This is a genomic window from Terrabacter sp. Root181, assembly GCF_001428505.1.
Lineage (GTDB): Bacteria > Actinomycetota > Actinomycetes > Actinomycetales > Dermatophilaceae > Terrabacter.
In genome coordinates this window covers 294,264-318,875 of the sequence record NZ_LMHU01000009.1, presented here as the reverse complement: position 1 = coordinate 318,875, position 24,612 = coordinate 294,264, and the positions used below count along the sequence as shown (strand labels likewise).

Sequence of the window (24,612 nt, the reverse complement as noted above, 5' to 3'; positions counted from 1 at the left end):
ACCACGCACCGAAAGGCACCGACATGCTGATCCGACTGCTCCGCAGTCACCTGCGCCCCTACTCGGGCCAGATCGTGCTCATCGTCCTGGCCCAGCTGGTCAGCACCATGGCCTCCCTCTACCTGCCGAGCCTCAACGGCGAGATCATCGACGAGGGCGTGGCCAAGGGCGACACCGCCTTCATCATCAGCCACGGCGGCATCATGCTCGCCGTCAGCCTCGTGCAGATCGCCGCGTCCATCGCGGCCACCTTCCTCGCCGCCCGCGTCGCCATGGGCATGGGTCGCGACATCCGGGGCAACGTCTTCGGCACCGTCGTCGACTTCTCGGCCCAGGAGGTGACGCGCTTCGGCGCGCCGACGCTCATCTCGCGCAGCACCAACGACGTCACCCAGGTGCAGATGGTCGTCTTCATGGGCTTCGCCCTGCTGGTGACGACCCCGATCATGATGGTCGGCGGCATCATCATGGCCCTGCGTGAGGACGTCGGCCTGTCGTGGCTCGTCGCCGTCGCGGTGCCGCTCCTCGGCCTCGTCGTCGGCCTCGTCATCTCCCGGATGGTGCCGTGGTTCGGGCGCATGCAGACCTCCCTCGACGGGGTCAACCGCGTGATGCGCGAGCAGATCACCGGCATCCGCGTCGTGCGCGCCTTCGTCCGCGAGGAGCACGAGGAGGCCCGCTTCGCCGAGGCCAACGACCAGCTGACCAACGCCGGTCTCCAGGTCGGGCGGCTCATGGCGCTCGTCTTCCCGATCGTCATGGTCATCTTCAACCTCTCGACCGTGGCCGTCATGTGGTTCGGCGCCCACCGCATCGCCTCCGGCGACATGCAGATCGGCGAGCTGACGGCGTTCCTGTCCTACCTCGTCCAGATCCTCATGGCCGTCATGATGGCGACCTTCATGGCCACGATGATCCCGCGTGCCTCGGTCTCGGCCGGCCGCATCCAGGAGGTCCTCGACACCGAGTCGTCCGTCGTGGAGTCCGTCCAGCCCCTGCGGATGCCGGCCGCTGCCGCCGGGCTCGAGTTCGTCGGCGTCGACTTCCACTACCCGGGAGCCGAGGCGGCCGTGCTCCACGACGTCAGCTTCCGGGCCGACCCGGGGCGCACGACGGCCATCATCGGCTCGACCGGTGCCGGCAAGACGACCCTCCTCGGCCTCGTGCCGCGCCTGTTCGACGCCTCGACGGGCCGCGTGCGGGTCGGGGGCGTCGACGTGCGCGACCTCGAGCTCGACGACCTGTGGAGCAAGATCGGGCTCGTCCCGCAGAAGCCGTACCTCTTCAGCGGGACCGTCGCGACCAACCTGCGCTACGGCAACCCCGACGCCACCGACGACGAGCTGTGGGACGCCTTGCGCATCGCGCAGGGACAGGACTTCGTCGAGGCGATGGGCGGCCTCGACTCGGCCATCGCACAGGGCGGCACCAACGTCTCGGGCGGCCAGCGCCAGCGCCTCGCCATCGCCCGGGCGATCGTCAAGCGACCCGACATCTACCTGTTCGACGACTCGTTCTCGGCCCTCGACCTGTCGACGGACGCACGCCTGCGCCGGGCCCTGCGCCCGGCCACGGCGCACAGCACCGTCGTCATCGTGGCCCAGCGCGTCTCGACGATCGTCGACGCCGACCACATCATCGTGCTCGAGGACGGCCGCATCGTCGGCCAGGGCACGCACGACCAGCTCGTCGACTCCTGTGAGACCTACCAGGAGATCGTCGAGTCCCAGCGCAGCGCGGAGGAGGCGGCCTGATGGCCGAGGGAGTCAAGACGGCCGAGGAGAAGGCCGCGGAGAACCGGCGCGGTCCGGCCCGTCGGGGCGGTCCGCCCCACATGCAGATGGGCCAGCCGGGCGAGAAGTCGCTCAACTTCGGCCCGTCGGCCAAGCGCCTGCTGGGCCGGCTGCGCCCGCACCGCGTCAAGGTCATCGTCGTCCTCGTGCTGTCGGTCGCGAGCGTCGCGCTCAGCTCGATCGGGCCGAAGATCCTCGGCCGCGCGACCGACCTGATCTTCGCCGGTGTCATCGGTAGCACGATCCAGGCGCCGCCCGGCACCACCAAGGAGCAGGTCATCGAGACCCTGCGGGCGCAGGGCCAGACGACGTATGCCGACCTGCTGAGCAACGTCGACTTCACCCCGGGCGAGGGCATCGACTTCGAGGCCGTCGGCAGCGTGCTGCTGGTCGTCGTCGCGCTCTTCGTCGTCGCGTCGCTGCTCATGTGGATCCAGGGTTGGATCCTGCAGGGCGTCCTCCAGCGCACGATGTACGACCTGCGCCAGGAGGTCGAGGCCAAGCTCAACCGGCTGCCGCTGCCCTACTTCGACAACCAGCCGCGTGGCGAGCTGCTCAGCCGCGTGACCAACGACATCGACAACGTCGGCCAGTCCCTGCAGCAGACGATGTCGCAGCTGCTCAACTCGCTCCTCACGGTCGTCGCCGTGCTCGGCATCATGTTCTGGATCTCGTGGGAGCTGGCGCTCATCGCCCTCGTCTCCATCCCGATCTCGATCGTCGTGACGGCCCTCATCGCCAAGCGCTCGCAGAAGCTCTTCATCCAGCAGTGGCGCAACACCGGCGAGCTGAACGGCATCGTCGAGGAGACCTTCACCGGCCACGGGCTCGTCAAGGTCTACGGCCGCCAGAAGGAGACCCAGGCGAACTTCAAGCAGAAGAACGACGAGCTCTTCGAGGCGTCGTTCGGTGCCCAGTTCATCAGCGGCATCATCATGCCGGTCATGATGTTCGTCGGAAACCTCAACTACGTCGCCATCGCCGTCGTCGGTGGCCTGCGGGTCGCCTCGGGCACGATGAGCCTCGGTGACGTCCAGGCCTTCATCCAGTACTCCCGCCAGTTCACGCAGCCGCTGACGCAGGTCGCCTCGATGGCCAACGTGCTCCAGTCGGGCGTCGCGTCGGCCGAACGCGTCTTCGAGGTGCTCGACGCCGAGGAGCAGGAGCCAGACCTCGCCACCCCGACCCGCATCGACGACCCGCACGGCGCGGTGGCGTTCGAGTCGGTCGCGTTCTCCTACACGCCCGAGAAGCCGCTCATCGAGGACCTCGACCTGTCGGTGCGGCCCGGACAGACCGTGGCCATCGTCGGCCCGACCGGCGCCGGCAAGACGACGCTCGTCAACCTCATCATGCGGTTCTACGAGCTCGACGGCGGACGCATCACCCTCGATGGCGTCGACATCCGCGACCTGACGCGCCACGACCTGCGCGCCCGCATCGGCATGGTGCTGCAGGACACGTGGCTCTTCGGTGGCACGATCCGCGACAACATCGCGTACGGCCGGCCGGGTGCCACGGACGAGGAGGTCGTCGCGGCCGCCAAGGCCACCTACGTCGACCGTTTCGTGCACTCGCTGCCCGACGGCTACGACACGGTGCTCGACGACGAGGCGTCCAACATCTCGGCCGGCGAGAAGCAGCTCGTCACGATCGCCCGCGCGTTCCTCTCCGACCCGGCGCTGCTCATCCTCGACGAGGCGACGAGCTCGGTCGACACGCGCACCGAGCTGCTCGTCCAGCACGCCATGGCGGCGCTGCGGTCCGATCGCACGAGCTTCGTCATCGCGCACCGTCTCTCGACGATCCGCGACGCCGACCTCATCCTCGTCATGGAGGAGGGGCGCATCGTCGAGAAGGGCTCGCACGCCGAGCTGCTCGCGACCGATGGGGCCTACGCGACGTTGTATGCCGCCCAGTTCGCGGGTGCCGCGGCCGACCTCGACGAGACGGCGGGGGCACCCGGTGCGCCGGACGGCATACCCGAGCTTGCCGGTGTCGGGGCGGGCGCGCCCGGACCGACCGGTGGACCCGGCGTCCCTGCGCCGGACAGCGCGGTGCCGGCGGACGGTGCTCCGCCGAGCTGACTCGCGGGAGCCCGCCGGGGCGCCGGTGCAGACCCGACTGCCGCGCCGACCACGAGGTCGGCGCGGCAGTCGCGTTGTGGGAGAGGGCGGGTCAGGCCGTCTGCGGCGGAGTGGGGTGGCAGGAGCCGTCCGCGCTCTGGTAGGCGCACCAGCTCGGCGGTGCGGCCTGGGCGTTGGTGGCGGCACCCGACATGCCGAAGAGGCCGGTGACGATGACGGCGGCGGCGACACGAGCGACAAGCTTCATGATGGTGACTCCCCTTGACCATGAGGCCCGTCCGGTGAGGGCCTGTGCTGATGCACCCGACCCTACGGAGGGTGCGCCAACAAACGGCTAACAACCGTTAGCCGGTCGCTGCCGAAGGTGTGCCGGGAGGCGCAGGGCGTCCCGAGGCAGGTCGAGCCGCCCGAGGATCGCCCGGTACTCGGACGCGGCCGCGCGGACGGCACCGGGCGGTGGCTCGCCGGAGTCGTCGGTCGAGGCGGTGGTGGGGGCGGCGTAGGGCAGGTGCTCCTCGCACGTGGCCTGGCGGGCCAGGTCACGCGCCAGCTCCAGCTCGTCGCCGGACGCCCGCCGAGCGGCGACGAGCCGCGTCACGCGCGGGTGGGCGTCGCCCCAGCGTTGGGCCGCCGTGTCGAGGTCGATGCGCAGCCGCAGGAGGTCGAGGTCCTCACCCGACCGGGACTGCGCGTCGAGTCGTGGTCGCGCGGCGTCGTAGTCGGCCATGGCGCCGGTGAGCGCGCCACGCCCGAGGTGAGCCCGGGCGCGTGCGAGGTGGCAGTGCGCCTCGCCGAGGTCGTCGCGCACCTCGTGGGCGAGCTCGAGGGCCTCGTCGAGCAGGGACTCGGCCTCGTCGAAGAGGTCGAGGTCGATGAGCCCCTCGGCGCGGGTGACGAGCCAGATGCACGTCGAACGGCGGGAGCCGTGCCGACGCGACTCGGTGACCATCGCGGCGAGGAGCGGGTCGCCTTCGGTGGGCCGTCCCATGTTGCGCAGGAGCACTCCCCGATGGGCGTCCGCCGTGGTGCGGGCCGTCAGGTCGTGACGGGTGGTCGCCAGCTCGGCCGCCTGCTCGTACCAGCGGAGCGAGGCGGCGAAGTCCCGCTGCGTCATGGCTGCCCATCCGAGCTGTGAGAGCGCCCGCTGCTCGAGTGGCCCGTCGCCGACACGTCGGGCCGCGGCGAGGAAGCGGGTCGCCACGTCGGTCAGCTCGTCGTGACGGTGCTCCTGGGCCAGGACGCCGAACAGGGCAGCGAGGAGCTGTGCCGCCAGACGCTGGTCGGCCTCGTCGGGGTAGTCGTCGAGGGCGATGCGCAGGACGCGTTCGCGCTCGTCGTCGTAGGCCCGGATCGTGAGGAAGGTACGGATGGACAGGGCGATGCGTGCGGCGAGCTCGCGGTCGTCGCGGGCCACTGCCGCGTGGACGGCGCCGACGAGGTTGAGCCGCTCGGACTCGAACCAGTCGGCCGGGGACTCCGAGGCGGCGCGGGCCGCGGCGTCTGCGGACGGACCCGTCGTCCCGTCGTCCACCCGGGCGTCCCCGGGGTCGAGCCGGGCGTCGGCCACGTCCGCGAGGGCGAGCCACTGCCACGCCAGGACGGCAGCGAGCTCGTCGACGTTCGGCGACGGCTCGGCTTCGCCCAGCGCCTCGCCTGCGAGCTCCGCGACGAGGCTGTGCACGCGAAACCGGGGCTGCCCAGCGGTGTCGCGCCCGGTCGGCTCGACGAGGTGGCAGTCGATGAGCTCGTCGAGGGCGCGGGTTGCTCTGCTCACGCGGAGCCCGCGTCCCCGGGGGCCGTCGCCCTGCGCGCCCTCGCATTGGGCGCCCTCGCCCTGCGCGCCCTCGCCCTGCGCGCCCTCGCGCTGCGCACCGGACGGCTGTGCTGGCGGATCGAGCAGGAGCGATGCGACCCACCCGGGCCAGTCGCCCGAAGGAGCGACAGCGAGGCGGCGGAAGAGGATGCCGGCGGCGGGTGACAGGTCGGTGACGGAGGTCGTGATGCTGGCCCTGACGTCGATGTCGCCGACCGACAGCTCGTCGAGGCGGGCGTGCTCGTCGCTGAGGCGGTCCCGGAGATCCTCCAGCCGGAGGTGCTCGTCCGTCGCGAGCTTGGCGGCTGCGACGCACAGTGCCAGGGGCAGGTGCCCACAGAGCGTGCCGATCTGCTCCAGGACCCCGCGGTCGTCGCCCTCCGGCGTCCCGGACAGCCCCGCGAGCATCGAGGTCGCGTCCTCCGCCAGCAGTGGGGGGATGGTGTGCCGGTGCACCCCGGGCAGCCCGGCGAGCTTGCTCCGGGAGGTCACGAGGGCGGCCGACCCGGGCGAGGTCGGGAGCAGCCGGCGCACCTGGGCCTCGCCCGAGGTGTCGTCGAGCACGACGAGGACGCGCTTGCGGTCGACCGTGCTGCGGTAGAGCGCGACCCGCTCGTCGGGGTCGGCCGGGATGGCCGCGTGCTCGACGCCGAGGGCGCGCAGGAACCGGCCGACGACCTCGTGGCCGTCCGCGGCCCCGGACGGTCCTGCGCCCAGCGCCGCATGCAGGGTGCCGTCGGGGAACGCATCGGCGAGCTGGTGGGCGGCCGCGACGGCGAGCGCCGTCTTGCCCACCCCACCGACCCCGGCGAGGACGACGATGGACGGGGGCCCCGATGACGGGATCTCCGCGCGACGCCGCGTGAGCTGGGACATGACCGAGCCCAGGATCGCGTCGCGTCCCACGAGGGTCCACGTCATCGCGGGCAGCTCGCGGGGCACGATGCGTGGCTGCGGCCGGGCGGACGCCAGCGCCGAACCGTCGAGGATCCGCGTGTTGAGCTCGCGCAGCCCCCGGCCGGGTTCGACCCCGAGCTCGTCGAGGAACTGGCGGCGGACCTGGCGGTAGGCGTCGCTGGCCTCCTGCCGGCGCCCGGTCGCCGCGAGCGCGCGGATGCGGTGCTCATGCAGCCGCTCGTTCCACGGGTCGGCCGTCAGGTGCTCGGAGGCCGCCCTCAGGACCGCCTCGTGCTGTCCGCCGGTGGCGAGCGACTCGAGCAGCAGCTCCACGGCGGCGATCCGTTCCTCCGCGAGGCTCTGGATCAGGGCCTCGGTGCCGGCGTCGGAGCTGGCCGGGACCGCGTCGCTGAGCGGGGCTCCCCGCCAGAGGTCGACGGCACGGGAGGCCGTGCGGGCGGTGTCGTCGTCACCGGCGGCGCGCTGGGCCCGAGCCTGGGTGCAGAGGCTGCGGAACTCGGCGAGGTCGAGAGAGTGCCGGGTCATGCGCAGCTCGTAGCCGAACGGCCGGGTCGTGACGAGGCCCGGGTCGTGGGCGACCAGGCGCCGCCGCAGACGCGCGATGAGGTTCTGCAGCTGCTGCCGCGCCGTCGGTGGTGGCTCGTTCCACAGCGAGTCGATGAGCTGCTCCGTGGGCACGAGTCGATCGGCGCCGACGAGGAGGAGGGCGAGGACGAGACGCTCGCGGCCACCGCCCAGCGGAATGGGGGCGCCGTCGTCGTCGAGAGCCTCCACCGGCCCCAGCACCCGGAACTGCACAGGGACATTGAACCCGACCCCGGACGTGACCGCGCGGCACGACCTCGGCCCTGCGCCGGATGGGGACGTCGTCCGCGACGTGGCAGGGCGTCGGCGGCCCCCGGGAAGGGCGCCCTTTCACCGGAGAATGGCGCGCGCCGTTAGGGGTTAACGAATTGTTAGCGGCGCGGTGGACATTCGACACAAGCCAGGGCGCGGTCATCCCCGAAACGCGTCCGGCGGTGAGGCGACGCGGTCGCATCACGCCTTTCGCACTTCCCGTCCGACGGACGAGAGATCGCGGAACCAGCCACCGGGAACCGTCAGGAAACGAAGGAGTCAGTCTCATGAACATCTCCATGCGGATGAAGCGCACCGTCGCCGCCGTCGCCACGCTCGCCGCCGTGGGTGCGGGCACGGCCGTGAACGCCGTCAACGCCGACGCGGCCGGCACCCGCCCGCTGCTCAAGGTGCCCTTCACGTGCCAGCAGGAGTGGCGGGGCCAGACCTGGCAGGGTCACAACCCGGACCGCGCCATCGACTTCAACCAGGGGTCGGGCGACTTCGACCTCGGCAAGGCCGTCAAGGCGAGCGCCGGCGGCCGGGTCTCCGCCGCCGGCAACGTGGGCAGCGGCTACGGCAACCGCATCATCGTCGACCACGGGAACGGCTGGAGCACGCTCTACGCCCACCTCAACTCGATCAACGTCAGCGTCGGACAGAACGTCGCGGACACCACGACGATCGGCACCGTCGGCAAGTCCGGTGGCCAGGCCACGTCCCACCTGCACTACGAGCAGCGCGCCGACGGCAGCCCGGTGAGCATCAAGTTCGGCACCAGCACGTGGGTGTCCTACTACACGACCGACTACTTCACGCGCACCAACTGCTGAACCGTGCTCCCGCGGGCCCAGGGGTTCCGCGGGGGGACGCGTTCGACGGCGTATGCCGCTGGGTGGACTCGTGCACCACGAGTCCACCCGGTGGCGTACGCCCATTTCCGTAAGGCCCCGACCTGCCGACAGCGAACCATTCTCCGCGGCATTTCCACGTGTTAGCGAATTGTTGGTCCGTGATGGCAGGTTCGGCATCGCCAGAAACACCAGGTGAAACCACCACAACACCAGGCGCCGAATCGTGAGAAGGCTCGCGACGGCCCCCGATAAGGAGTTGAAACCATGTCGACGATGTCCCGCCGCACCATGATCCGTTCGGCCCTCGCCACCACGATGATCGCCGTTGCGGTCACCGCCGCACCCGCCGCCCCCGCCAGTGCGGCCCCCAACGACCCCATCAGCAGGGCCGACGTCATCGACAGGGCGCAGAACTGGATGGACCGCAACATCCAGTACAGCCAGAGCGGCACCGCGACGGGGCCCGACGGCGTCTACTCGTGGCGACGCGACTGCTCGGGCTTCGTGTCGATGGCCCTCAAGCTCGGACCCACCGGCCTCAGCGCGCCGAACACGTCGGCACTGGCCACCTCCACCTACAGCTTCGGCATCTCGCGCGCCAACCTCAAGGCCGGCGACTTCCTCGTCGACCCCGGCAACCACACCGTCCTCTTCCAGAAGTGGGCCAACGCCGACCACACGCAGTTCTGGCTCTACGAGGAGTCCAACCCCACCGACGACATGAACCACCGGATCGCCAACCTCAGCAGCTACTCCGGCTACCTCGCCCGTCGCGCGAACAACATCCGCGACTGACTCCGGTTCTCGGCCCACGACACGGCGCCTGCCTCCTCGTGGGGGCAGGCGCCGTGTCGTGGGGCGGCCGGCGGTCGAGCGAATGCGCCGGCCCGGGCTCTCAGCCGGTCCGCTCGAGGGCCTGGCGCACCGAGTCCCGGATCGAGACCATGTCCCAGTTGTAGGGGTCGATGGCGGCCGCCGGGCTCGTCTCCCGGTGCGCGCGCACGTGGCGCTGGTCGCGACCGAGGCGAGCGACGATCGTCGCGGCGGCCACGATCGCGGTCGACTTCTGCACGCTCGTCGCGTACTGCGTGGGGTCCTGGGTCGTCGCGGCGTACTCGACCTCGATGCCGACGTAGACGGCATCGCCGTCCCCCTCGGGCATCGGGCCACTCGTGTCGGCCCGGCCGGCATGGCTCGCGCGCCCCGCGGCGACGACCCAGCACTCCCCGTTGCGGTCCACGAGGACGTGGCAGAGGGGGCCGGGGCGATCGGTGTCCCCGGCGACCACCAGGTCGAGCGACGGGTGGGGGTCGGACGGCGTCGCGAGGACGGCGGTGTGGTGGAGCAGCACCCCGCCGGGCTCGAACACGCCGGGCCCCAGGCGCGTCGTCCATCCAGAGGTCTCGTGGACGACGAGCCCGGCGTCCCGCAGCGCGTCGGCCAGCCAGGTCAGGGGCAGCGGCTCTCCCTGGCTCGCGAGGGCTCCCGGCTCGGGTGATGAGGTGGCGGTTCCGGCGCCGGCAGAGTCGTCCGCGGCGGCCTCGGACCCGCCGAGCGGCAGCGCGCGCATGCAGGTCTCCGTTCGGGTTCGGACCGGACGGTCCGGTCACGAGCCGACGATCCCAACTCCCAGTAACAACGGGCTAACCCGAGCGCCGGCGGAGCAGCGATGGAGGGGCGAACGGCAACCCGCGTGGAAGAGGACGCGTCCACGGAGCCGACCGGACGGCATACGCCCTCGGGCCCGGCGGCGGCGCGCTCAGGGCTCGAGGAGGACGGCCCCGGGCCCGTGCTCGGCCAGCACGTCGGACGGGTTGTTGAGCGCGCACGTGCGCAGGCTGAGGCACCCGCAGCCGATGCAGGAGTCGAGCTGGTCGCGCAGCTTCTCGATGCGGCGGATCTGCTCGTCGAGCCGGCCGCGCCACGCGCGCGAGAGCCGGGCCCAGTCCGTGGCGGTGGGGGTGCGCGCGTCCGGGAGCGTTGCGAGTGCGGCCCCGATCTCGTCGAGCGACAGGCCCACCCGCTGGGCCGCCCGGATGAACGACACCCGGCGGATCGTCGCCCGCTCGTAGCGGCGCTGGTTGCCGGTCGTGCGGACCGAGCTGATGAGCCCGAGGTCCTCCCAGTAGCGCAGGGCGGAGGTGGCCGCGCCGGTGCGCTCGGCGACCTGTCCGATCGTCAGGCCCGACATCTAGGCCACCCTTGCCTCGGCGAGGCGGGCGAGGATCTCCTCGACCGTCTCGTCCGGCGTCTGCTGCGAGCTGTCGAGCCACAGGCCGATGTGCGGCGTCTCCGTGCGCACCTTGTGGTCGAAGTCGCGGATCGACCAGAGGTCGCCGTAGCCGACCTTGACCCGCTCGGACTCGCGCTGCATGACGGTGCCCACGTCGGGCGCGAGCATCACGAGGCTGAGCGGTCGCGCGGTCAGCTGGTCGAGGAAGGGCCGAAGGGTCGTCCCGACGAAGAGGTCCTGGACGACCACGGTGAAGCCCGCCGCGGCGTACTCGTTGGCGGAGTGGGCCGCGATGGCGTGCCGCAGGGCGAGCTGCCGCTCCGCCTCGGGGTCACCGTGCGGCGACATGTCGACGCGGCCGCGCACGACGACACGGCGGAACTCGTCGCCGCGCAGGTGCACCGCGCGCGAGAAGCGCTCCGCGAGGAGCTGGGAGACGGTCGACTTGCCCGCGGCCATGACGCCGGTGACGACGATGATCTGCGGGAGGTCGACGGCGGAGTGGAGGGGCCGGTCGCTCACACCGCACCACCCTAGGCGCCGCGGGGTGAAAAGTCGCCAGAGTTCATGTGACGTTCAAGTAGCGTCCGCAGCCCTCCGCCGCCCGGCACCGATGCCGTATGCCGTCACCGCCCCTGTGGAGTGGCCCTGTCGGTCCCACGGACGGTGGCCCAGTCCCGTCAGGCGTAGGCCTCGACCTCGTCGGGGGTGGCTCGACGCACGACGACACGCGTCCAGGCGCCGACGTAGAGGCGGTCGTCGTCGCCCAGCTCGGTCTTGGGGCCGACGGCGATCGCGCGCTGGGGGAGCGGCCCCGACGCGGGCCCGACGAAGGTGCCGTTGGAGCTGCCGAGGTCCTCGACGAACCAGCGGCTCCCGTCGGTGGTCAGCTGCGCATGGCGGCGGCTGACTCCGGGGTCGGACGAGAGGTCGATCTCGGGGTGGGTGTTCTTGCTCGTCGACACGCGGCCGAGCAGGACGCTGCGGTGGCGCAGCGGCATGATCGTCGGCAGCCCCGGTGACGGGCAGGGGTCCTCGGCCTCCTGGGTCTGGTACCAGTCCGGGTCGACCCAGACCTCGGCCAGCCACTCGAAGGACGTGGTGGACTCGCCGGTCGAACCGTCGGACGCAGCGGCTGCGGCACCCGCGGCACCCGCGGGGCCGGCTGACGCGTGACCGACGGCTTCGCCCTCGGGCTCCGTGTCGGCGAGGTCGCCGGGTCCGGCCGCCGGGTCGCGTGGCATCGCGCCGGTCGTGAAGTCGTAGCCGCAGGCCTCGCAGAAGAGCGCGCCGTCGGGGTTCTCGGTCTGGCAGTGGGGGCACACGAGGGCGGCCGGAGCGACCGGGTCCGCCGTCTCAGGAGCCGTGGCGGCCGCGGCCGGCGAGTCGAGGTCGAGGGAGGAGCCTGACGTCGGAGCACCGGCTGCAGGGGCGGAGGCGGGGTCGCCCGCGCTCGCCGCGACGCCGCCACCCGAGGCCGGCTGGGCGCTCGCGTCGATGGGCGAGCCGCACGTGTCGCAGTAGTCCTCGGCCTCGGACGTGTGCCCGTTGGGGCAGACAGCGCTCACCGGCGCACCCTGCTCGTCTTCGTCGAGGCCGTGTCGAGCGACATCTCGTCGATCTTCGAGGCCCCCTTCTTGAGGCGGACGGTCCCGGTGTCGGCGTCGTCGATCTCGACGACCTTCTTGAGGCGGGAGGTCATCTCGTCGTTGCCCGTCTGGTCGGCGAGCTGGACGGCCCGGCCGAGCTTCGACGTCGCGACGTCGTCCTGGCCGGCGGCCTTGGCCGCGAGGCCCTCCTGGATGACGGTGGCGAGCTCGGCCTGCCCGGTGTAGGCGGCGACCGCGGGGTCGATGCGCGTCGTCAGCGAGTCGTCGTTGCTCCACTTGGCCTTGACGAGCGCCTGCGCGACGGGGTCACCACCGAGCGAGAACTGCACGCGGGCCGCCAGCTGCTCCTGGCCCAGCGTGCGGGCGGGGAGGCGGACGGCCACGTGGTAGTCGCGGCTCTCGTCGGACCACGCGCCGGTCGGGTAGGCGCCGGTGAGCGGGTTGACGACGGTGCGACGTGACGTGAGGTCCTCGAGCGTCGGTGACACCTGCTTGACGAAGAGCAGCTCCGCGCCCTGCGGCACCCACACGCGCAGCTCCGAGTTGGCGACGCCGCGTGACATCGACGTGCGCATCATCGCCTCGAACTCGGCGGCCATCTCCTCCGGCGCCGGGATGAGGTCGACGGTGCCGAGCAGCGCCGAGGCGATGCCGCGCACCTCGTCGACGCGCCACTGGTCGCCGACGCCGCGGCAGTCGCACTGGAAGGCACCGACGCAGCTCTGGACCGCGGCCTGCAGCGACTGGGACGTCTCGCCCTCGTTGACGCCGTCGGTGAGCAGGATCGCGTGGCGCTTCGTCACGTGCGGCACGGTCTCGAAGATCTGGCGGGCGAGGGAGAGCCAGGTGCCCATCGCCGTGCCGCCGTTGGCGCGGAGGCCGTCGATGGCGCGGCTGGCCTCGCCGCGGGTGTGCGCCGACATCGGGACGAGGGCGCCCTGGTGGCTGTACGGGTAGACGATCTGGGCCGTGCCGTTGCCCGACACGATGGAGAAGAGCGTGCCGTCGACGATCTCGGCGAGCGCGGCCTTGGCGGCCTCGCCGGCCGCCGCGACCCCGCGCCGACCCATCGAGCCGGACGTGTCGATGAGGATGACCTCTGCGGCCGAACCGGGATCGGCCAGCCCCGCCGAGGCCGCGGACGACGTGCCCGTGGACGCGCCCGTCGAGGTCACACGCACGATCGCGTGCACGTCGGTGCCCCCGTCGGGCAGGAACTCGTTCTGGAACACCTCTGCCGTGAAGTCAGCCATCGGTCGGGTCCCCTTCCACCGGCGCCGCCGCTGCGGTCGCCTCGGTCGTCGTCGTGCTCGATCCTCGCCCAGCCAGTCTGGCGAGGGCAACCGTGATGTTGTCGCGTCCACCCTGCTCGTTGGCGAAGTCGACGAGCGCCTGCGCCAGGGTGGTGGGCGTGGCGTCGTCGAGCCGTGCCGCCGCGTCGTGCAGCAGGGTGCGCAGCGACTCGGCCTCGGAGCAGTAGTTCCACAGCCCGTCGGAGCAGACCATGAGCCAACCCGGTGTCGGCGTCAGCGTCGTCAGGTGCGGCGTGAGGTCCTCGGGTGCGTCCTTGCCGAGCCAGCGCGTGATCGAGTGCGCGTGCGGTCCGGTTTCGGCCTCGAGCCTAGGTACACCCGCGGTCATCTGCTCCTGCGCGAAGGAGTCGTCGCGGCCGAGCTGACGCGCCGGCTCGTCGGCGGCGTCCGGCAGCCAGTAGACCCGGCTGTCGCCGACGTTGCCGGCCACGACGACGTCGTCCTCGACGACCGCGGCCGCGAAGGTGCACGACGGGGGGTTGGGGACGTCCTCGACGACCGAGGCGGCGACGGCCTCGTTGGCGCGGGTGACGGCGCTCGTCAGCGCCCGCGCGGCACCGGACGCCCACGAGTCCGGGGTGCCGACGCCCTTGGGGAACGGCTGGTCGAGCACGGCCCGGGCAGCTTTCGCGGCGGCGAGCGAGGCGATGTGCGAGTCGGTGGCCATCGAGACGCCGTCGCAGACGACGAGGACGGCCCGCGACCCCGGTGGGTCGGTGGCGCTGAGCGACATGGCGTCCTCGTTGCGGGCGTGGCGCCTGCCGATGTCGCAGACGCCCCCGACCCAGGCCGTCGGCGAGTCGACGAGGTGGTCGCGGGGGTTGGGCGGCGGGGTGCCGCAGTGGTCGCAGTAGCCGTCGACGATACGGCCCTGGCCGCAGGCGTGGCAGGTGAGGTCGTCGGTCGCGGGGGCGGTGGCCGAGGAGGGCACGGCCCCGGTCCAGCCGACGTCGAGGGGGGACTCCTCACCGGCGGGCGCGGTCTGCGGCGTCGCCGAGGCGAGCACCGTGCCGTCCGAGACGTCGGCCGGCGGCTGTGCCCCGTCGGAGGCGCGGGCCGCGACCACGAGGTCGGCGCCGCACGCCTCGCAGAAGGTCGAGTCGGCCGGGTTGGCCGTGCCGCAGGCGGGGCAGTCCCGCGAGGCGGGTGGCGCGGGCGCGGTCGTGACGCTCGGCAGGGACCCGGGCGCAGGCACGGGAGCGGGTTGTGGCGCTCCCGCGGTCGGGATGTCGGTCACCAGAGGCTCCAGGGTCGGATGGCGTTGGCCTCGTCCACGAGGGGAACGCGCTCGGACAGGTCGGGGGTGCGCTTGGCCAGCTCGCGCAGGGCCTCCTCGAGCCCGAGACGCAGGCCGTTGGGGGTGCCCTTGTGCTCGCCGAGGCGGACGTCGGCCTTGTTGCCGGTCTTCTCCACCGTCACGAGCGCCTCACGGTAGATCAGCGTCGTGAGCTCGGCACGGCGCCGCGCCGACAGCGACGTGTCGTCGAGGGTGCGCAGGGCCTCGGCGAGGTCGGGCAGTCCCCGGTTGGCCTTGGCGAGCAGCTCGGCGAGACCCGCGCGTGCAGTGCGGTAGGCGCTCGACTGGACCGGGACGAGGCGGTATGCCGCCACGGCACCGTCGACGTCGGACCGTGCGGCCCGGATGCGGGCGAGACCGAACGCGGCCATCGGGACGTAGGTCGCGTCGGTCCGCGCGCAGGCCACGTAGAGGTTCTCCGCGACGGCCGCGTCACCGGCCTGCTCCGAGGCCTGGGCGAGCGCCAGCTTGGGCGCCAGCTCGCCGGGCACCTGACCGTAGACGGCGTTGAAGGCGGCCTGGGCGGCGCGTGAGTCGCCGCGCTCGAGTGCCGCGAGACCCTGGATCCAGACGGCCCGCCACTCCCACGGGTCGGCGCTCAGCAGCTCGCCCGCGGTGGTCTCGGCGACGTCGGGCCTGCCGGCGTCGAGTGCGGTGCGTGCCTGCTCGAGGAGCACCTCCGTCGTGCGCACGGCCGCGCGCTTGAGCGTCGCGAGGCGTTCCTCCGGCGAGCCGGACACCGTGGTCAGCCAGCCCGTCTGGGGGTCGTGCGGGTCGCGTCGCAGCGCCGGCAGGTTGCGCCAGTCGTCGGGCTCGACGCCCGGGGTCGGCACGTCGAAGAGGAGTGAGCTGACCGTCGTCGCCGCAGCGCCCGACCCCCGGTCGAGGGCGACGACCTCACGCAGCACGCCGACCATCTGCGAGCGCAGCTCGTCGGCCGAGACGAAGCGGTCGTCGCGGTTGGGCGCACACGCCTTGGCGACGAGCCGGTAGAAGGAGTCGTAGCGCTGGAAGACCGGGACGGTGTCCTGCGCGGGCAGCGTGTTGAGGTAGGTCGTCTGGTAGCCGCGGAACTCCATCGTCAGGACGACGAGCGTGCGGCCGATCGTGTAGATGTCGGAGGCCGCGGAGACGCCGAGCTCGGCGACCTCCGGGGCCTGGTAGCCCACGGTGCCGAAGATCGCCGAGTCGTCGTCGTCTGCGCGGCGCACGCCGCCGAGGTCGATGAGCTTGACCTCGTCGCCGACCTGGATGATGTTGTCGGGCTTGAAGTCGCAGTAGACGAGCCCGAGGTCGTGGAGGTACTGGAACGACGGCAGGATCTCGAGGATGTAGGCGAGGGCCTGGTCGACGGGCAGCGGATCGTACCTCCCGGCGGCCTGGAGGCGCTGCTTGAGGATCGACTTGAGCGACGTGCCGCCGACGTACTCCATGACGATGTAGCCGGCGTCGTCGTGCGTCACGAAGTTGTAGATCTCGACGATGCTCGGGTGCGACACCTGCGCGAGGAAGCGCTGCTCGGCGATCGCCGCCGCGAGGGCGTCGGGGTCGGCGGAGTTGAGCAGGCCCTTGAGCACGACCCACCGGTCGGACACGTTCTTGTCGCGCGCGAGGTAGATCCAGCCGAGGCCACCGTGGGCGAGGCAGCCGGCGACCTCGTACTGCCCGGCGACGAGGTCGCCCGCCTTGAGCTTGGGGTCGAAGGAGAAGGGGTGGCGGCAGTTGGCGCAGAAGCCGGTGGTGCGGCCCGGCTTGCCGTCTCGACCGCGGCCGACGGGCTCGCCGCACTTCGGGCAGAAGCGCTTGTTCTCGGGCACCGACGGGTTGGTGAGCAGGGCCTTCTCGGCGTCGATCTCTGGAGCCGGCCGCACCGAGGTGATGCCGCCACCGAGGCGGGCCGAGCGCAGTCGCTGCGAGCCCCCGGTGCGTCGTGTCGCGATCGACCCGGACTCGCGGGCCCGCTTGGAGCCCAGGGCTGCCGATGCGAGGTTGCTCGAGGCGGCCGACCGCGTGGAGATCTCGGGGCCGACGCCCCCGGTGGCCGCGGTCGCGGCGGTGGCACCGGCTGTGGCGGGTGGGTCGGAGGGCGCGGCGTACCCGGCGACGCCGAGCTGGTCGGCCGGGGTGCCGCACACGTTGCAGTAGCCCGCGTCGATCGTCCCGCTGCAGCCGGGCTGCTGGCACGCGCCCCCCTCGGGGATCGACGGACCGACGGCCGGCGCCGCGGCTCGGGCCGGGGCCGCGACGGGCGTGGACGCCGCGCCGACGGAGGCGCTCGTGACGGGGACCGGGCTCGACCCGGCGGCCATGCCGCACACGTCGCAGTAGCCGTCGACGATCGTTCCGGTGCAGCCCGGCTGCGTGCAGTTCATGGGCGAGGCCTCTGGGGTCGGGGTGCGGACGGACGGGGGGCGAGGCGGCCGGAGCGAGGCTGCGGGCGGGTCGCCGTGTCGACGTAGGCGGAGAAGGCGGCCGCGAGCGCGCGGGCGCGGCCGATCGGCAGGGGACGCGAGGCGAGCGTCTCGTCGAGACGGCGACGCAGCTCGGCCACGTCGGCCTCCGCCTCGGGCGTCAGCGTCGCCGACGCGGCCATGGCGCCGACGGCACCCACGAGCCCGACGACCTCGTCGCGCTCGGCCAGCCCGGCGGCATACGTCTCGTGGGCGAGGTCGAGGGCCCGCGAGACCCGCTCGAGCTTGCCGCGGTATGCCGTGAGCTCGGCCGCCGCCTGCGGCACGGGTCCCAGCGCGCGGACGTTGGGGATCGCGAGGTGCGGTGCGGGCGTGATCGCCTCGAGGCAGGCGCGCTCGAGGGCCCGGATGGCGGCGGCACGCGCGTCGAGCTCCTCGACCTGCTGCTGCGTGCGCACCCGGCTGCGAGCGGCCGAGGCGCGCTCTGCGGCGGCGACGATGAGGTCGCGCTCGAGCACCGCGACGTCGATCTCGAGCGGACCGATGATGCCGCCGACGTCGGCGCCGCGTCGGGCGCGCTCGACGAGGTCGCCCATGCGCCGGTCGAGCCGCACGAGCTTCTCGGTGGCGTCGTCGCGCTCCGCACCGGCGGGGACGAGGGGGACCTGGTCGCGAGTGCGCTCGATCCCCGCGCGCACCAACGTGATCCGCTGGGTCGCCTCTGCCGCGCCCGGCGCGAGGGAGGCGCGCGCCTGGAGGGTGCGGGTCAGCGAGTCGAGCAGTCGGCACGCCTCGGGGAGGCTCACCGCGAGCGAGCCGCTGGACGGCAGTGCCAGGTGCTCGGTCGTGTTGGAGTCGAGCCGCCCGTGGATGAGCGTCGAGAGCCGTTCGGCCTCGACCGGCCCGACCCGGCCACCGTCGAAGGTCGTCTCGAGGAGCGTGAGCCGGTCGCTGACGGCCTTCCAGAAGGTCAGCGCCACGGTGAGGTCGGTGGTGATCGCGACCTGCTCGGCCTGCGAGAGCTTGAGGACGGCGCGGTCGACCTCGCCGAGGTCGGCACGGCGCTGGGCGACCCACTCGCGCAACGCGTTCAGGTACGTCTGGGCCTCGCCGGCCTGGACGGGCACGCCGAGCCGCCCGGGCGCCGTCGGGGCGACGGTGCCCGGGTCGGGATGGCTCTGCGGCACCGCGCTCATCGTCCGTAGACCGGGGTCGGGGGTGCGGGCGCGGGCCCGAGCGGTGCCGCCAGCCAATGGTTGTAGATCGCCTTCCACCCGCCGTCTGCCTCGAGGTCGGCGATGACCCGGTTGAGGTAGCGCGCGAGGTAGACGTCGGCCTTGTTGACGCCCAGGCCGTAGGGCTCGACGGTGATCGCCTTGGCGCTCGTGACGACGGTGTTGGGGTCCTGCGCGGCGAGGCCGGCGAGCACGGTGTCGTCACCGGTGATGGCGTCTGCCTTGCCCTGCTGGAGCAGCACGAGGCATCCGGTGTGGGTGCCGGCCGTCACGACGACCGGCCCCTTGACCTGCTGCAGCTTGGCCAGCGAGGTCGTGCCGGTGGGGGCGCAGACCCGCTTGCCCTTCAGGTCGGCGAGCGTGAGGTCCTTGGCGCCGGGCAGGGCCTTGCTGACGAGGACCTTCTGGCCGGACCGGTAGTACTCGGCCGAGAAGCCGATGTCGTTCCAGCGATCGCACGTCATCGACATGTTGCGTGCGACCATGTCGATCTCGCGGTTCTTGAGCAGGGGCTTGCGGTCGTCGGCCGTGATGACGCGCAGCTGGACCTTCGAGGAGTCGCCGAAGATCGCCTTGGCGACGGCCCGGGCCATGTCGATGTCGAAGCCCTCGATGCCGCCGGTGAACGCGTTGCGGGCCCCGAAGAGGTACGTGTCGGCCGAGACGCCGACCGTGATGAACCCCTTGTCGATGATCCGGCGCATCGACGCATCGGTGATGTCGCCACGGCTCGGCAGGCTCGGCAGCGGGTCGTAGGACTGTGTCGCGTTGCTGCACGTCGGCGCCGGGGCGGCGGGTGTGCTGCTCGTCGGCTTGGGTGCGGCGCTCGCCGGCAGCTGGGTCTCGGCGTAGGTGACGCCGGAGCAGCCGGCGAGAACCCCGACGCCGGCGACGGCGACGAGGGCCACGAGGCGACGCCGCAGCGCCCGGGTGATGGTGCTCATCGGTACTCCTCGATCCGCTGGCCGACTCCTCGGACGATGAGCCACGACGCGACGAGGGCCGCGAGGGCGACGACGACGGCCATGAGTGGCGCCGCACGGCCGAGCGTCTCCAACGTCGTGACGGTGGCCTTGGCGGCGCTGTCGCGGGCCTGCGTCACGGCGACGTCGAAGGTGCTGAAGGTCTTGGCGGCACCGCCGTCCTCCGTGCTCGTCGACAGCGTGACCGCGTCGTCCCAGTGACCGCCCTTGTCGAGGGAGCGCACCTTGACGTGGGCGTCGACGTAGTCGGCCCACTGGTCCTGGAGGGCGCTGTCGTCGAGGGTGGCCAGCGTCGCGTCGACGGCCTTGCGGTCGGCGACCCAGGCCTGTTCGTTCGAGGCCCCCGAGCCCCGGCGGATCAGGGTGAGGCTCTCGTTGGCGCGGGCGTCGTTGGCTGCGGTCGTCACGTTCGCGAGGGCGACGGCCCGCTGGTAGCTGCCGTTGGAGACGTCGCGCGTCGCGCTGCCGACGCCGGTGATCACCGTCGCGGTCACGAAGAGCGCGACGAGGAGCAGGGCGATGGCTCCCGTCAGGGACGGGTTGAGGTAGCGGTGTGTGCGCTTGGCCAGCCAGACGGCGAGCGCGACGAGGCCGATGAGGGACACGACGCCGACGAGCAGCTGGAGGCTCGAGTTGCTGCGCTCGAACTCCTTCTTGGCGCGCTCCTCGTTGGCCTTGACGACCTGCGTCACGATCGGGATGGCATCGGCGCGCAGGCCTGCGCTGGCCTGGGTGAGGTACTGCGCGCCGACGGGCAGGCCGAGCCGGTTGTTCGATCGGGCCTGCTCGACGAGGGCGGCATACGTCTGCACGCGCTGCGAGAGCACCCCGAGGGCGTTGCCGTCGGCGGGCTGGGCGGCGGCGGCCTCGGCGATCCCGGCGGCGACCCGGCCCATGGCGCCCTCGTAGCTGGCGCGTGACTCGGGCGACTCGAGGCCGCCGACGAGGAACGCGTTGGTGGCGACGGCGTCGGCGCGCAGGAGGTCGACGTGGATCGACTGGGCCCGGACCACCTGGGCGCTGTTGTTGGCGGCGCGCTCGACGGCCGCCTCCGAGGCGAGGAGGGCGTTGGCGCTGACGGCTCCGAGCAGCACGGCGGCAACGACGCCGAGGAGGCCGAAGAGGCGCATCCGCCCGGGAGTGCCGTGCAGGAGCCGGCCGGCGAGGCCGCGGGCGCCGGGGATACCCCCGGAGAGGCTGCCGGCGATGGTGCGCGGCCGCTGGCCCGCGGGCGCGCCGGACGACGCACCCGCCGGGATGGCGACGGGGATGTTCGTCGTCGGTGCGCTCATGCGGTGTCCTCGTGCTCGGTCGCGCTGGTGTCGTGCTGCTCGTGCTGCTCGGTCTGCCCGTCCTGCTCGGTCTGCCCGTCCGAGACTGCCTCATCGGCGTCCGCCGGACCATCAGGGTCTGCCCTGACCGCCGCCGGGTCCTGCTCGGGGGCGCCGGGCGCGTCGTCTGCCGCAGTTCCGTCGGCCGGTGGGTCGGCGGGCGCGTGGGCTGGTTCGTCGGCCGGCGTGTCGGGCTGGTCGGTGAAGTCGTCTGCAGTGAGTAGACGCAGGTCGTCGCGCGTCGGCTCCGTCGCGTCCTTGAGGCGCCACGCGTGGCGACCGACGGCGTGCTCGAAGACGTTGCGCGAGAAGCGGCCGTTGCCGAACGCAGGTGTGCGCGGCGTGGCCTCGAGCTGGTGCCGGACGCGGGTGCGGGCGTCGTCGGTCAGCTCGTAGTCGCTGCCGGCGGCGATCGAGTCGAGGATCGCGAGCAGCTCGTCGTCGGAGTAGTCGTCGAACTCGATCGTCGTCGTGAACCGGCTTGCCAGGCCGGGGTTCTGGGCGATGAAGCCGACCATGGGGTCGGGATAGCCGGCCACGATGACGACGAGGTCCTCGCGGTGGTCCTCCATCTCCTTGACGAGGGTGTTGACGGCCTCCGAGGCGTACTGGTCGCCGGTCAGGGCGTAGGCCTCGTCGATGAAGAGCACCCCGCCCGTGGCCTTGGCGCAGACCTCGGCCGTCTTCATCGCTGTCTGCCCGACGTAGCCGGCGACGAGCTCGCTGCGGTCGACCTCGACGAGCTGCCCGGTGGGCAGCAGCCCGAGGGCCTTGTAGATGCCGCCGACGAGGCGCGCGACGGTGGTCTTCCCGGTGCCGGGGTTGCCGACGAAGATGAGATGCCGGCTCATCTTGTGTGCTTTGAGGCCGGCCTCGGTGCGCATCTTCTCGACGGTGAGCAGCGCGACCTGGCGGTGGATCTCCTTCTTGACGCGCTCGAGACCGATCATCGCGTCGAGCTCGGCGAGGAGCTCCTCGACGGACTTCTCGGGCTCGGCCGGCGTCCTGGGCTCGGCCGGTGGGTCAGCAAGGGCGGCTGACGCCGTGGCACCGCTGTCCTGACCTCCGGGCGGGCCGCCTTGTGCCGCAAGGCGATCCGGTTGCAGGAGATCGAGGAGCCGTGGGTCGATGGGGCCGGGAATGCTCGGACGCATCGTGTCGGGGGACCCGAGGCCCATCCCGGGTGTGCCGCCGAGGAGCCGGCGCTCTGCGTCGGACTCGCTGCCGGGGAACGCGGGCACCCGCTGGGAGGACAGGCGTGCGGCGGCGAGGTAGGCACCGGACGCGGCCGAGGCGTTGGCGATGACCCAGATCGGCGCCGTCCCGAGCATGACGGCGGACGACGCGACCTCGGTCAGCGCCTCGGCGTACTCGGGGGCGAGCGTGTGACGGGAGGCGACGAGCGCCTCGAGCAGGTCGGTCGGGGCTCCGCGCCAGCGCCGCCCGCGCGAGGCGGCGTCGAAGAACGCCTCGTTGATGCGGGCGAGGTCGGTCAGGCCCGGGTGTGCGACCTCGGCCCAGGCGGGGGGCGCCCCGGGCACGGCCTCGGCGAGGGCGGCGGCGACGCGCAGCCCCTCGTCGCGGGCCGCGGCCGGGTCGAGACCGGCCTCCGCGGCGACGTCGCTCAGCTGGTCCAGGCTCTCGGCGAGGCGGGACTCGTCAGCGTTCATGCTCGGTTCTCATGCATCACTCCGGCGGGGCCAGTGGGCGGGGGGAGGCGGACGGTGACGTGCTGACGGCACCCGGAGGACTCGGGGTGTGGGCCGAGCCGGTCTCGGGCGGAGGGGCGACGCGAACCGGGTCGGGACCGAGCCCGAGCACCCCACCGTCGGAGGCCTGGCCGAACTTCTGCTCGAGGAACGCCCCGTGCACGATGATCGCCTCGGCGTCGGCACGGCATACGGCGTCGTAGACCTTGTCCATCGTCGTGCCGAGCAGGTCGAGCTGGTCGACGAGGAGCATGACCGAGCTCTTGCCCGCGGCGATGGGACGCGTGTCGGCCCAGTCGCGCGGGAGGCGCAGGTAGTTGCCGATGGCGACCGGGAGGTAGTCGGTGGCGGTGGCCATGACGCTGAAGCCCTCTCGGCTGCCGAGGCCGAGGTTGTCGAGGCGCGGCAGGGTCTGGCGCACGATGCGGGTGACGCGCAGCAGGCGGGAGAGCACGACGCCGGGCACCTTGCCCTCGCGGGCCTGCGTCTCGATGGCGTCGAGCGCCCCGAGCAGCTGCTCCGTGGTGGGTGGGCCCGAGCGCACGGGCTCGGGTGCCTCGGGCCTGTCCAACCCGAACCACGACCGGATACCCACTGCTGTGTCCCCTCTGGTGTGTCGCGCGCCGACCGTCGACCGGCCACGCACATCCTGCTGTACGAGTCGCGCCACGGCGACCCTGCCTCACCTCACCCGCGTCGCGGGCCCGTCACCGGCTCCCGGTCCCAGCCACCCTCACCGGCCCGAGCCGAGGTCGAGCAGTCCGGGCGCGGCGTTCTCGGCGCGGCGGGCGTCCTGCTTGGACACGCGGTCGAGGTAGGAGCGCGACTTGGCCACCTCGGTCTCGAGCGTGCCGATCGTCGCGGCCATGTTGTCGAGCGCCCGCACCTTGAACTGGTCGATGGTGTCCATCGTCTCGTAGATGTTGGCGAACGCCTTCTGCAGCGACTCGATCGACAGCGTCGCGCTCGCCGACTGCTCCTGGATGCGGGCGGAGTTCTGCTTGAGGGCCTCCGACGTACGCTCGATGATGCCCGAGGTCGTCGTGTTGAGGGCCGTGATCTGGTCGAGCACGAGCTGCTGGTTGTTGAGCGCCTGGGCCACGATGACGGCGGTGCGCAGGGCCGAGACCGTGGTCGTCGTCGCGCGGTCGACGCCCTTGATGAGCTCGATGTTGTTCTTGATGATGATGTCGATCGCGAGGTAGTTCTGGATCGACACGGCGAGCTGGGTCAGCAGGTCCTGGTGCTTCTGGCGGACGTAGAAGAGGACGTCCTCGCGCAGCGCCTTGGCGCGTTCGGGGTCGGTCGACTCGAGGGTCGCGACCTGGGCGGCGAGCTTGGCGTCGAGGCGCTCGGCGACGTAGACGTACTGGTTGAGCCGGCCCATCGACTCCCAGAGGTTCTTCTTCTCGAGGTTGAGGGCGACGTTGTCCTTGACGAGCTCGTCCTGGCCGGACTGGAGCGAGTGGAGGATGCCGTTGAGGTGGCTCTGCGCCGACTGGTACTTGCGGAAGTAGTCGTTGACCTTGTCGCCGAACGGGATCATGCCGAGGAACTTCTTGGCGCCCGCGGCCTGGCCCGGGTCGAGGTCCTCGACCGTGCGCCGCAGGTCGAGCAGCGTCTTGCCGACCTTCGAGTTGCCCGACAGGCCGCCCTCGTTGAGCGCCTTGACGGGCATCTGGAGCATCCGGTTGGACGACTCGGCGGCGAACCGCACCTCGTCGTTGCCCATGCTGCGCACGTCGGCGGCCTTGGTCTCCCACTCGGGCGAGCGGGCCGCGGCCTTCGTGAGGGAGTCGAGGTAGGTGTCGACCTTGGCGTCGAGGCCGGGCAGGGCCGCCTCGGGGACGGCCGGTGCCATCTTCGGCGCGGCGGTCTCGGCGACGGCGGCCGTCGGCGCGGGGGCCGTGAGGATGAACGCGTCGCCGGGCGGCGGCTCGAGGGGGGCGACCTGGGCGGGCGCGGCTGCCTGGGCGGCGGGCTGGTCAGTCATGTGGAGCGGGTCCTTCCCTCGCGTGCCGGCCGCGTCGGCGACGCGACCGAAGTCCCTCGCCCGTCGGCACCACGGACGGCGCACGAATCACGCCTGCGGCGCGCTCGTCGGGCGTACGGCCACTCTACGTGCCGTGCGCCTGCGACGGGTGGGCGAACGCGTGGGTTCCGTCGCCCCGCGGACCCGTCCGGAGTC

At 72.3% G+C, this 24,612-nt stretch carries 19 protein-coding genes; 4 read left to right on the top strand and 15 right to left on the bottom strand.

All coding sequences use genetic code 11. The annotated features are described in order from the left end of the window. Nucleotides 1–23 precede the first annotated feature (23 nt). Both ASD90_RS19675 and ASD90_RS19670 read left to right on the top strand, forming a co-directional pair. A complete protein-coding gene (locus ASD90_RS19675; protein WP_056760139.1) occupies nt 24–1,754 on the top strand; it encodes an ABC transporter ATP-binding protein in 1,731 nt (576 codons plus the stop codon). Further along, nucleotides 1,754–3,880, top strand: a complete 2,127-nt coding sequence (locus tag ASD90_RS19670; RefSeq protein ID WP_056760138.1) for an ABC transporter ATP-binding protein — start codon at nt 1,754–1,756, stop codon at nt 3,878–3,880. Before ASD90_RS19675 ends, ASD90_RS19670 begins: the two co-directional genes overlap by 1 nt. A gap of 91 nt (nt 3,881–3,971) precedes the next feature. On the opposite strand, the gene ASD90_RS23650 is transcribed toward ASD90_RS19670, so the two are convergent. Further along, nucleotides 3,972–4,127 (bottom strand): hypothetical protein, encoded by a 156-nt coding sequence (locus tag ASD90_RS23650; protein WP_157610599.1) that lies wholly within the window; start codon nt 4,125–4,127, stop codon nt 3,972–3,974. Nucleotides 4,128–4,214: 87 nt separating this feature from the next. Further along, nucleotides 4,215–7,409: a BTAD domain-containing putative transcriptional regulator gene (locus ASD90_RS19665; protein ID WP_056760136.1), complete on the bottom strand. Its 3,195-nt coding sequence runs from the start codon at nt 7,407–7,409 to the stop codon at nt 4,215–4,217. A 326-nt stretch (nt 7,410–7,735) separates the two neighbouring features. Here ASD90_RS19665 and ASD90_RS19660 point away from each other — a divergent pair, with 326 nt between their 5' ends. Then, complete coding sequence (locus tag ASD90_RS19660; RefSeq protein ID WP_056760134.1) at nt 7,736–8,281, top strand: murein hydrolase activator EnvC; 546 nt, start codon at nt 7,736–7,738, stop codon at nt 8,279–8,281. Nucleotides 8,282–8,566: 285 nt separating this feature from the next. Beyond that, nucleotides 8,567–9,097 carry a hypothetical protein gene (locus ASD90_RS19655; RefSeq protein ID WP_056760133.1) on the top strand — a complete coding sequence of 177 codons (531 nt, stop codon included), beginning with the start codon at nt 8,567–8,569 and terminating at the stop codon, nt 9,095–9,097. 100 nt (nt 9,098–9,197) lie between these two features. Here ASD90_RS19655 and ASD90_RS19650 read toward each other — a convergent pair whose 3' ends face one another. From ASD90_RS19650 to ASD90_RS19590, 13 genes are all read right to left on the bottom strand, one after another. Further along, entirely contained in the window at nt 9,198–9,872 is a 675-nt protein-coding gene (locus ASD90_RS19650) for an N-acetylmuramoyl-L-alanine amidase (RefSeq protein ID WP_056760131.1), read from the bottom strand. A gap of 189 nt (nt 9,873–10,061) precedes the next feature. After that, nucleotides 10,062–10,493: a redox-sensitive transcriptional activator SoxR gene (gene soxR, locus ASD90_RS19645; protein ID WP_056760129.1), complete on the bottom strand. Its 432-nt coding sequence runs from the start codon at nt 10,491–10,493 to the stop codon at nt 10,062–10,064. Beyond that, nucleotides 10,494–11,057 carry an AAA family ATPase gene (locus ASD90_RS19640; RefSeq protein ID WP_056760127.1) on the bottom strand — a complete coding sequence of 188 codons (564 nt, stop codon included), beginning with the start codon at nt 11,055–11,057 and terminating at the stop codon, nt 10,494–10,496. Between the two features lie 158 nt (nt 11,058–11,215). Then, a complete protein-coding gene (locus tag ASD90_RS19635; protein ID WP_056760126.1) occupies nt 11,216–12,103 on the bottom strand; it encodes an FHA domain-containing protein in 888 nt (295 codons plus the stop codon). Further along, complete coding sequence (locus ASD90_RS19630; protein WP_056760124.1) at nt 12,100–13,398, bottom strand: VWA domain-containing protein; 1,299 nt, start codon at nt 13,396–13,398, stop codon at nt 12,100–12,102. Before ASD90_RS19630 ends, ASD90_RS19635 begins: the two co-directional genes overlap by 4 nt. Next, nucleotides 13,391–14,695, bottom strand: a complete 1,305-nt coding sequence (locus tag ASD90_RS19625) for a protein phosphatase 2C domain-containing protein (RefSeq protein ID WP_056760122.1) — start codon at nt 14,693–14,695, stop codon at nt 13,391–13,393. Before ASD90_RS19625 ends, ASD90_RS19630 begins: the two co-directional genes overlap by 8 nt. Further along, nucleotides 14,692–17,127 carry a serine/threonine-protein kinase gene (locus ASD90_RS19620; RefSeq protein WP_056760121.1) on the bottom strand — a complete coding sequence of 812 codons (2,436 nt, stop codon included), beginning with the start codon at nt 17,125–17,127 and terminating at the stop codon, nt 14,692–14,694. The genes ASD90_RS19625 and ASD90_RS19620 overlap by 4 nt, the downstream gene beginning before the upstream one ends. Then, nucleotides 17,124–18,362: a hypothetical protein gene (locus ASD90_RS19615; RefSeq protein ID WP_235506810.1), complete on the bottom strand. Its 1,239-nt coding sequence runs from the start codon at nt 18,360–18,362 to the stop codon at nt 17,124–17,126. Before ASD90_RS19615 ends, ASD90_RS19620 begins: the two co-directional genes overlap by 4 nt. After that, nucleotides 18,359–19,345 carry a glutamate ABC transporter substrate-binding protein gene (locus tag ASD90_RS19610; RefSeq protein ID WP_056760117.1) on the bottom strand — a complete coding sequence of 329 codons (987 nt, stop codon included), beginning with the start codon at nt 19,343–19,345 and terminating at the stop codon, nt 18,359–18,361. The genes ASD90_RS19615 and ASD90_RS19610 overlap by 4 nt, the downstream gene beginning before the upstream one ends. Next, nucleotides 19,342–20,676 (bottom strand): hypothetical protein, encoded by a 1,335-nt coding sequence (locus tag ASD90_RS19605; protein WP_056760116.1) that lies wholly within the window; start codon nt 20,674–20,676, stop codon nt 19,342–19,344. The genes ASD90_RS19610 and ASD90_RS19605 overlap by 4 nt, the downstream gene beginning before the upstream one ends. Continuing rightward, a complete protein-coding gene (locus ASD90_RS19600; protein ID WP_056760114.1) occupies nt 20,673–22,385 on the bottom strand; it encodes an AAA family ATPase in 1,713 nt (570 codons plus the stop codon). The genes ASD90_RS19605 and ASD90_RS19600 overlap by 4 nt, the downstream gene beginning before the upstream one ends. Before the next feature lie 16 nt (nt 22,386–22,401). Next, nucleotides 22,402–22,968 carry a hypothetical protein gene (locus ASD90_RS19595; protein ID WP_056760313.1) on the bottom strand — a complete coding sequence of 189 codons (567 nt, stop codon included), beginning with the start codon at nt 22,966–22,968 and terminating at the stop codon, nt 22,402–22,404. 189 nt (nt 22,969–23,157) lie between these two features. Continuing rightward, complete coding sequence (locus ASD90_RS19590; RefSeq protein ID WP_056760311.1) at nt 23,158–24,417, bottom strand: toxic anion resistance protein; 1,260 nt, start codon at nt 24,415–24,417, stop codon at nt 23,158–23,160. Nucleotides 24,418–24,612: the final 195 nt, after the last annotated feature.

Bases quoted from the DNA above. Each gene is read 5' to 3' on its own strand.
- ASD90_RS19675 (WP_056760139.1), top strand. From the start codon at position 24: ATGCTGATCCGACTGCTCCGCAGTCACCTGCGCCCCTACTCGGGCCAG.
- ASD90_RS19670 (WP_056760138.1), top strand. From the start codon at position 1,754: ATGGCCGAGGGAGTCAAGACGGCCGAGGAGAAGGCCGCGGAGAACCGG.
- ASD90_RS23650 (WP_157610599.1), bottom strand. From the start codon at position 4,127: ATGAAGCTTGTCGCTCGTGTCGCCGCCGCCGTCATCGTCACCGGCCTC.
- ASD90_RS19660 (WP_056760134.1), top strand. From the start codon at position 7,736: ATGAACATCTCCATGCGGATGAAGCGCACCGTCGCCGCCGTCGCCACG.
- ASD90_RS19655 (WP_056760133.1), top strand. From the start codon at position 8,567: ATGTCGACGATGTCCCGCCGCACCATGATCCGTTCGGCCCTCGCCACC.
- ASD90_RS19650 (WP_056760131.1), bottom strand. From the start codon at position 9,872: ATGCGCGCGCTGCCGCTCGGCGGGTCCGAGGCCGCCGCGGACGACTCT.
- soxR (WP_056760129.1), bottom strand. From the start codon at position 10,493: ATGTCGGGCCTGACGATCGGACAGGTCGCCGAGCGCACCGGCGCGGCC.
- ASD90_RS19630 (WP_056760124.1), bottom strand. From the start codon at position 13,398: ATGGCTGACTTCACGGCAGAGGTGTTCCAGAACGAGTTCCTGCCCGAC.
- ASD90_RS19620 (WP_056760121.1), bottom strand. From the start codon at position 17,127: ATGAACTGCACGCAGCCGGGCTGCACCGGAACGATCGTCGACGGCTAC.
- ASD90_RS19615 (WP_235506810.1), bottom strand. From the start codon at position 18,362: ATGAGCGCGGTGCCGCAGAGCCATCCCGACCCGGGCACCGTCGCCCCG.
- ASD90_RS19610 (WP_056760117.1), bottom strand. From the start codon at position 19,345: ATGAGCACCATCACCCGGGCGCTGCGGCGTCGCCTCGTGGCCCTCGTC.
- ASD90_RS19605 (WP_056760116.1), bottom strand. From the start codon at position 20,676: ATGAGCGCACCGACGACGAACATCCCCGTCGCCATCCCGGCGGGTGCG.
- ASD90_RS19600 (WP_056760114.1), bottom strand. From the start codon at position 22,385: ATGAACGCTGACGAGTCCCGCCTCGCCGAGAGCCTGGACCAGCTGAGC.
- ASD90_RS19590 (WP_056760311.1), bottom strand. From the start codon at position 24,417: ATGACTGACCAGCCCGCCGCCCAGGCAGCCGCGCCCGCCCAGGTCGCC.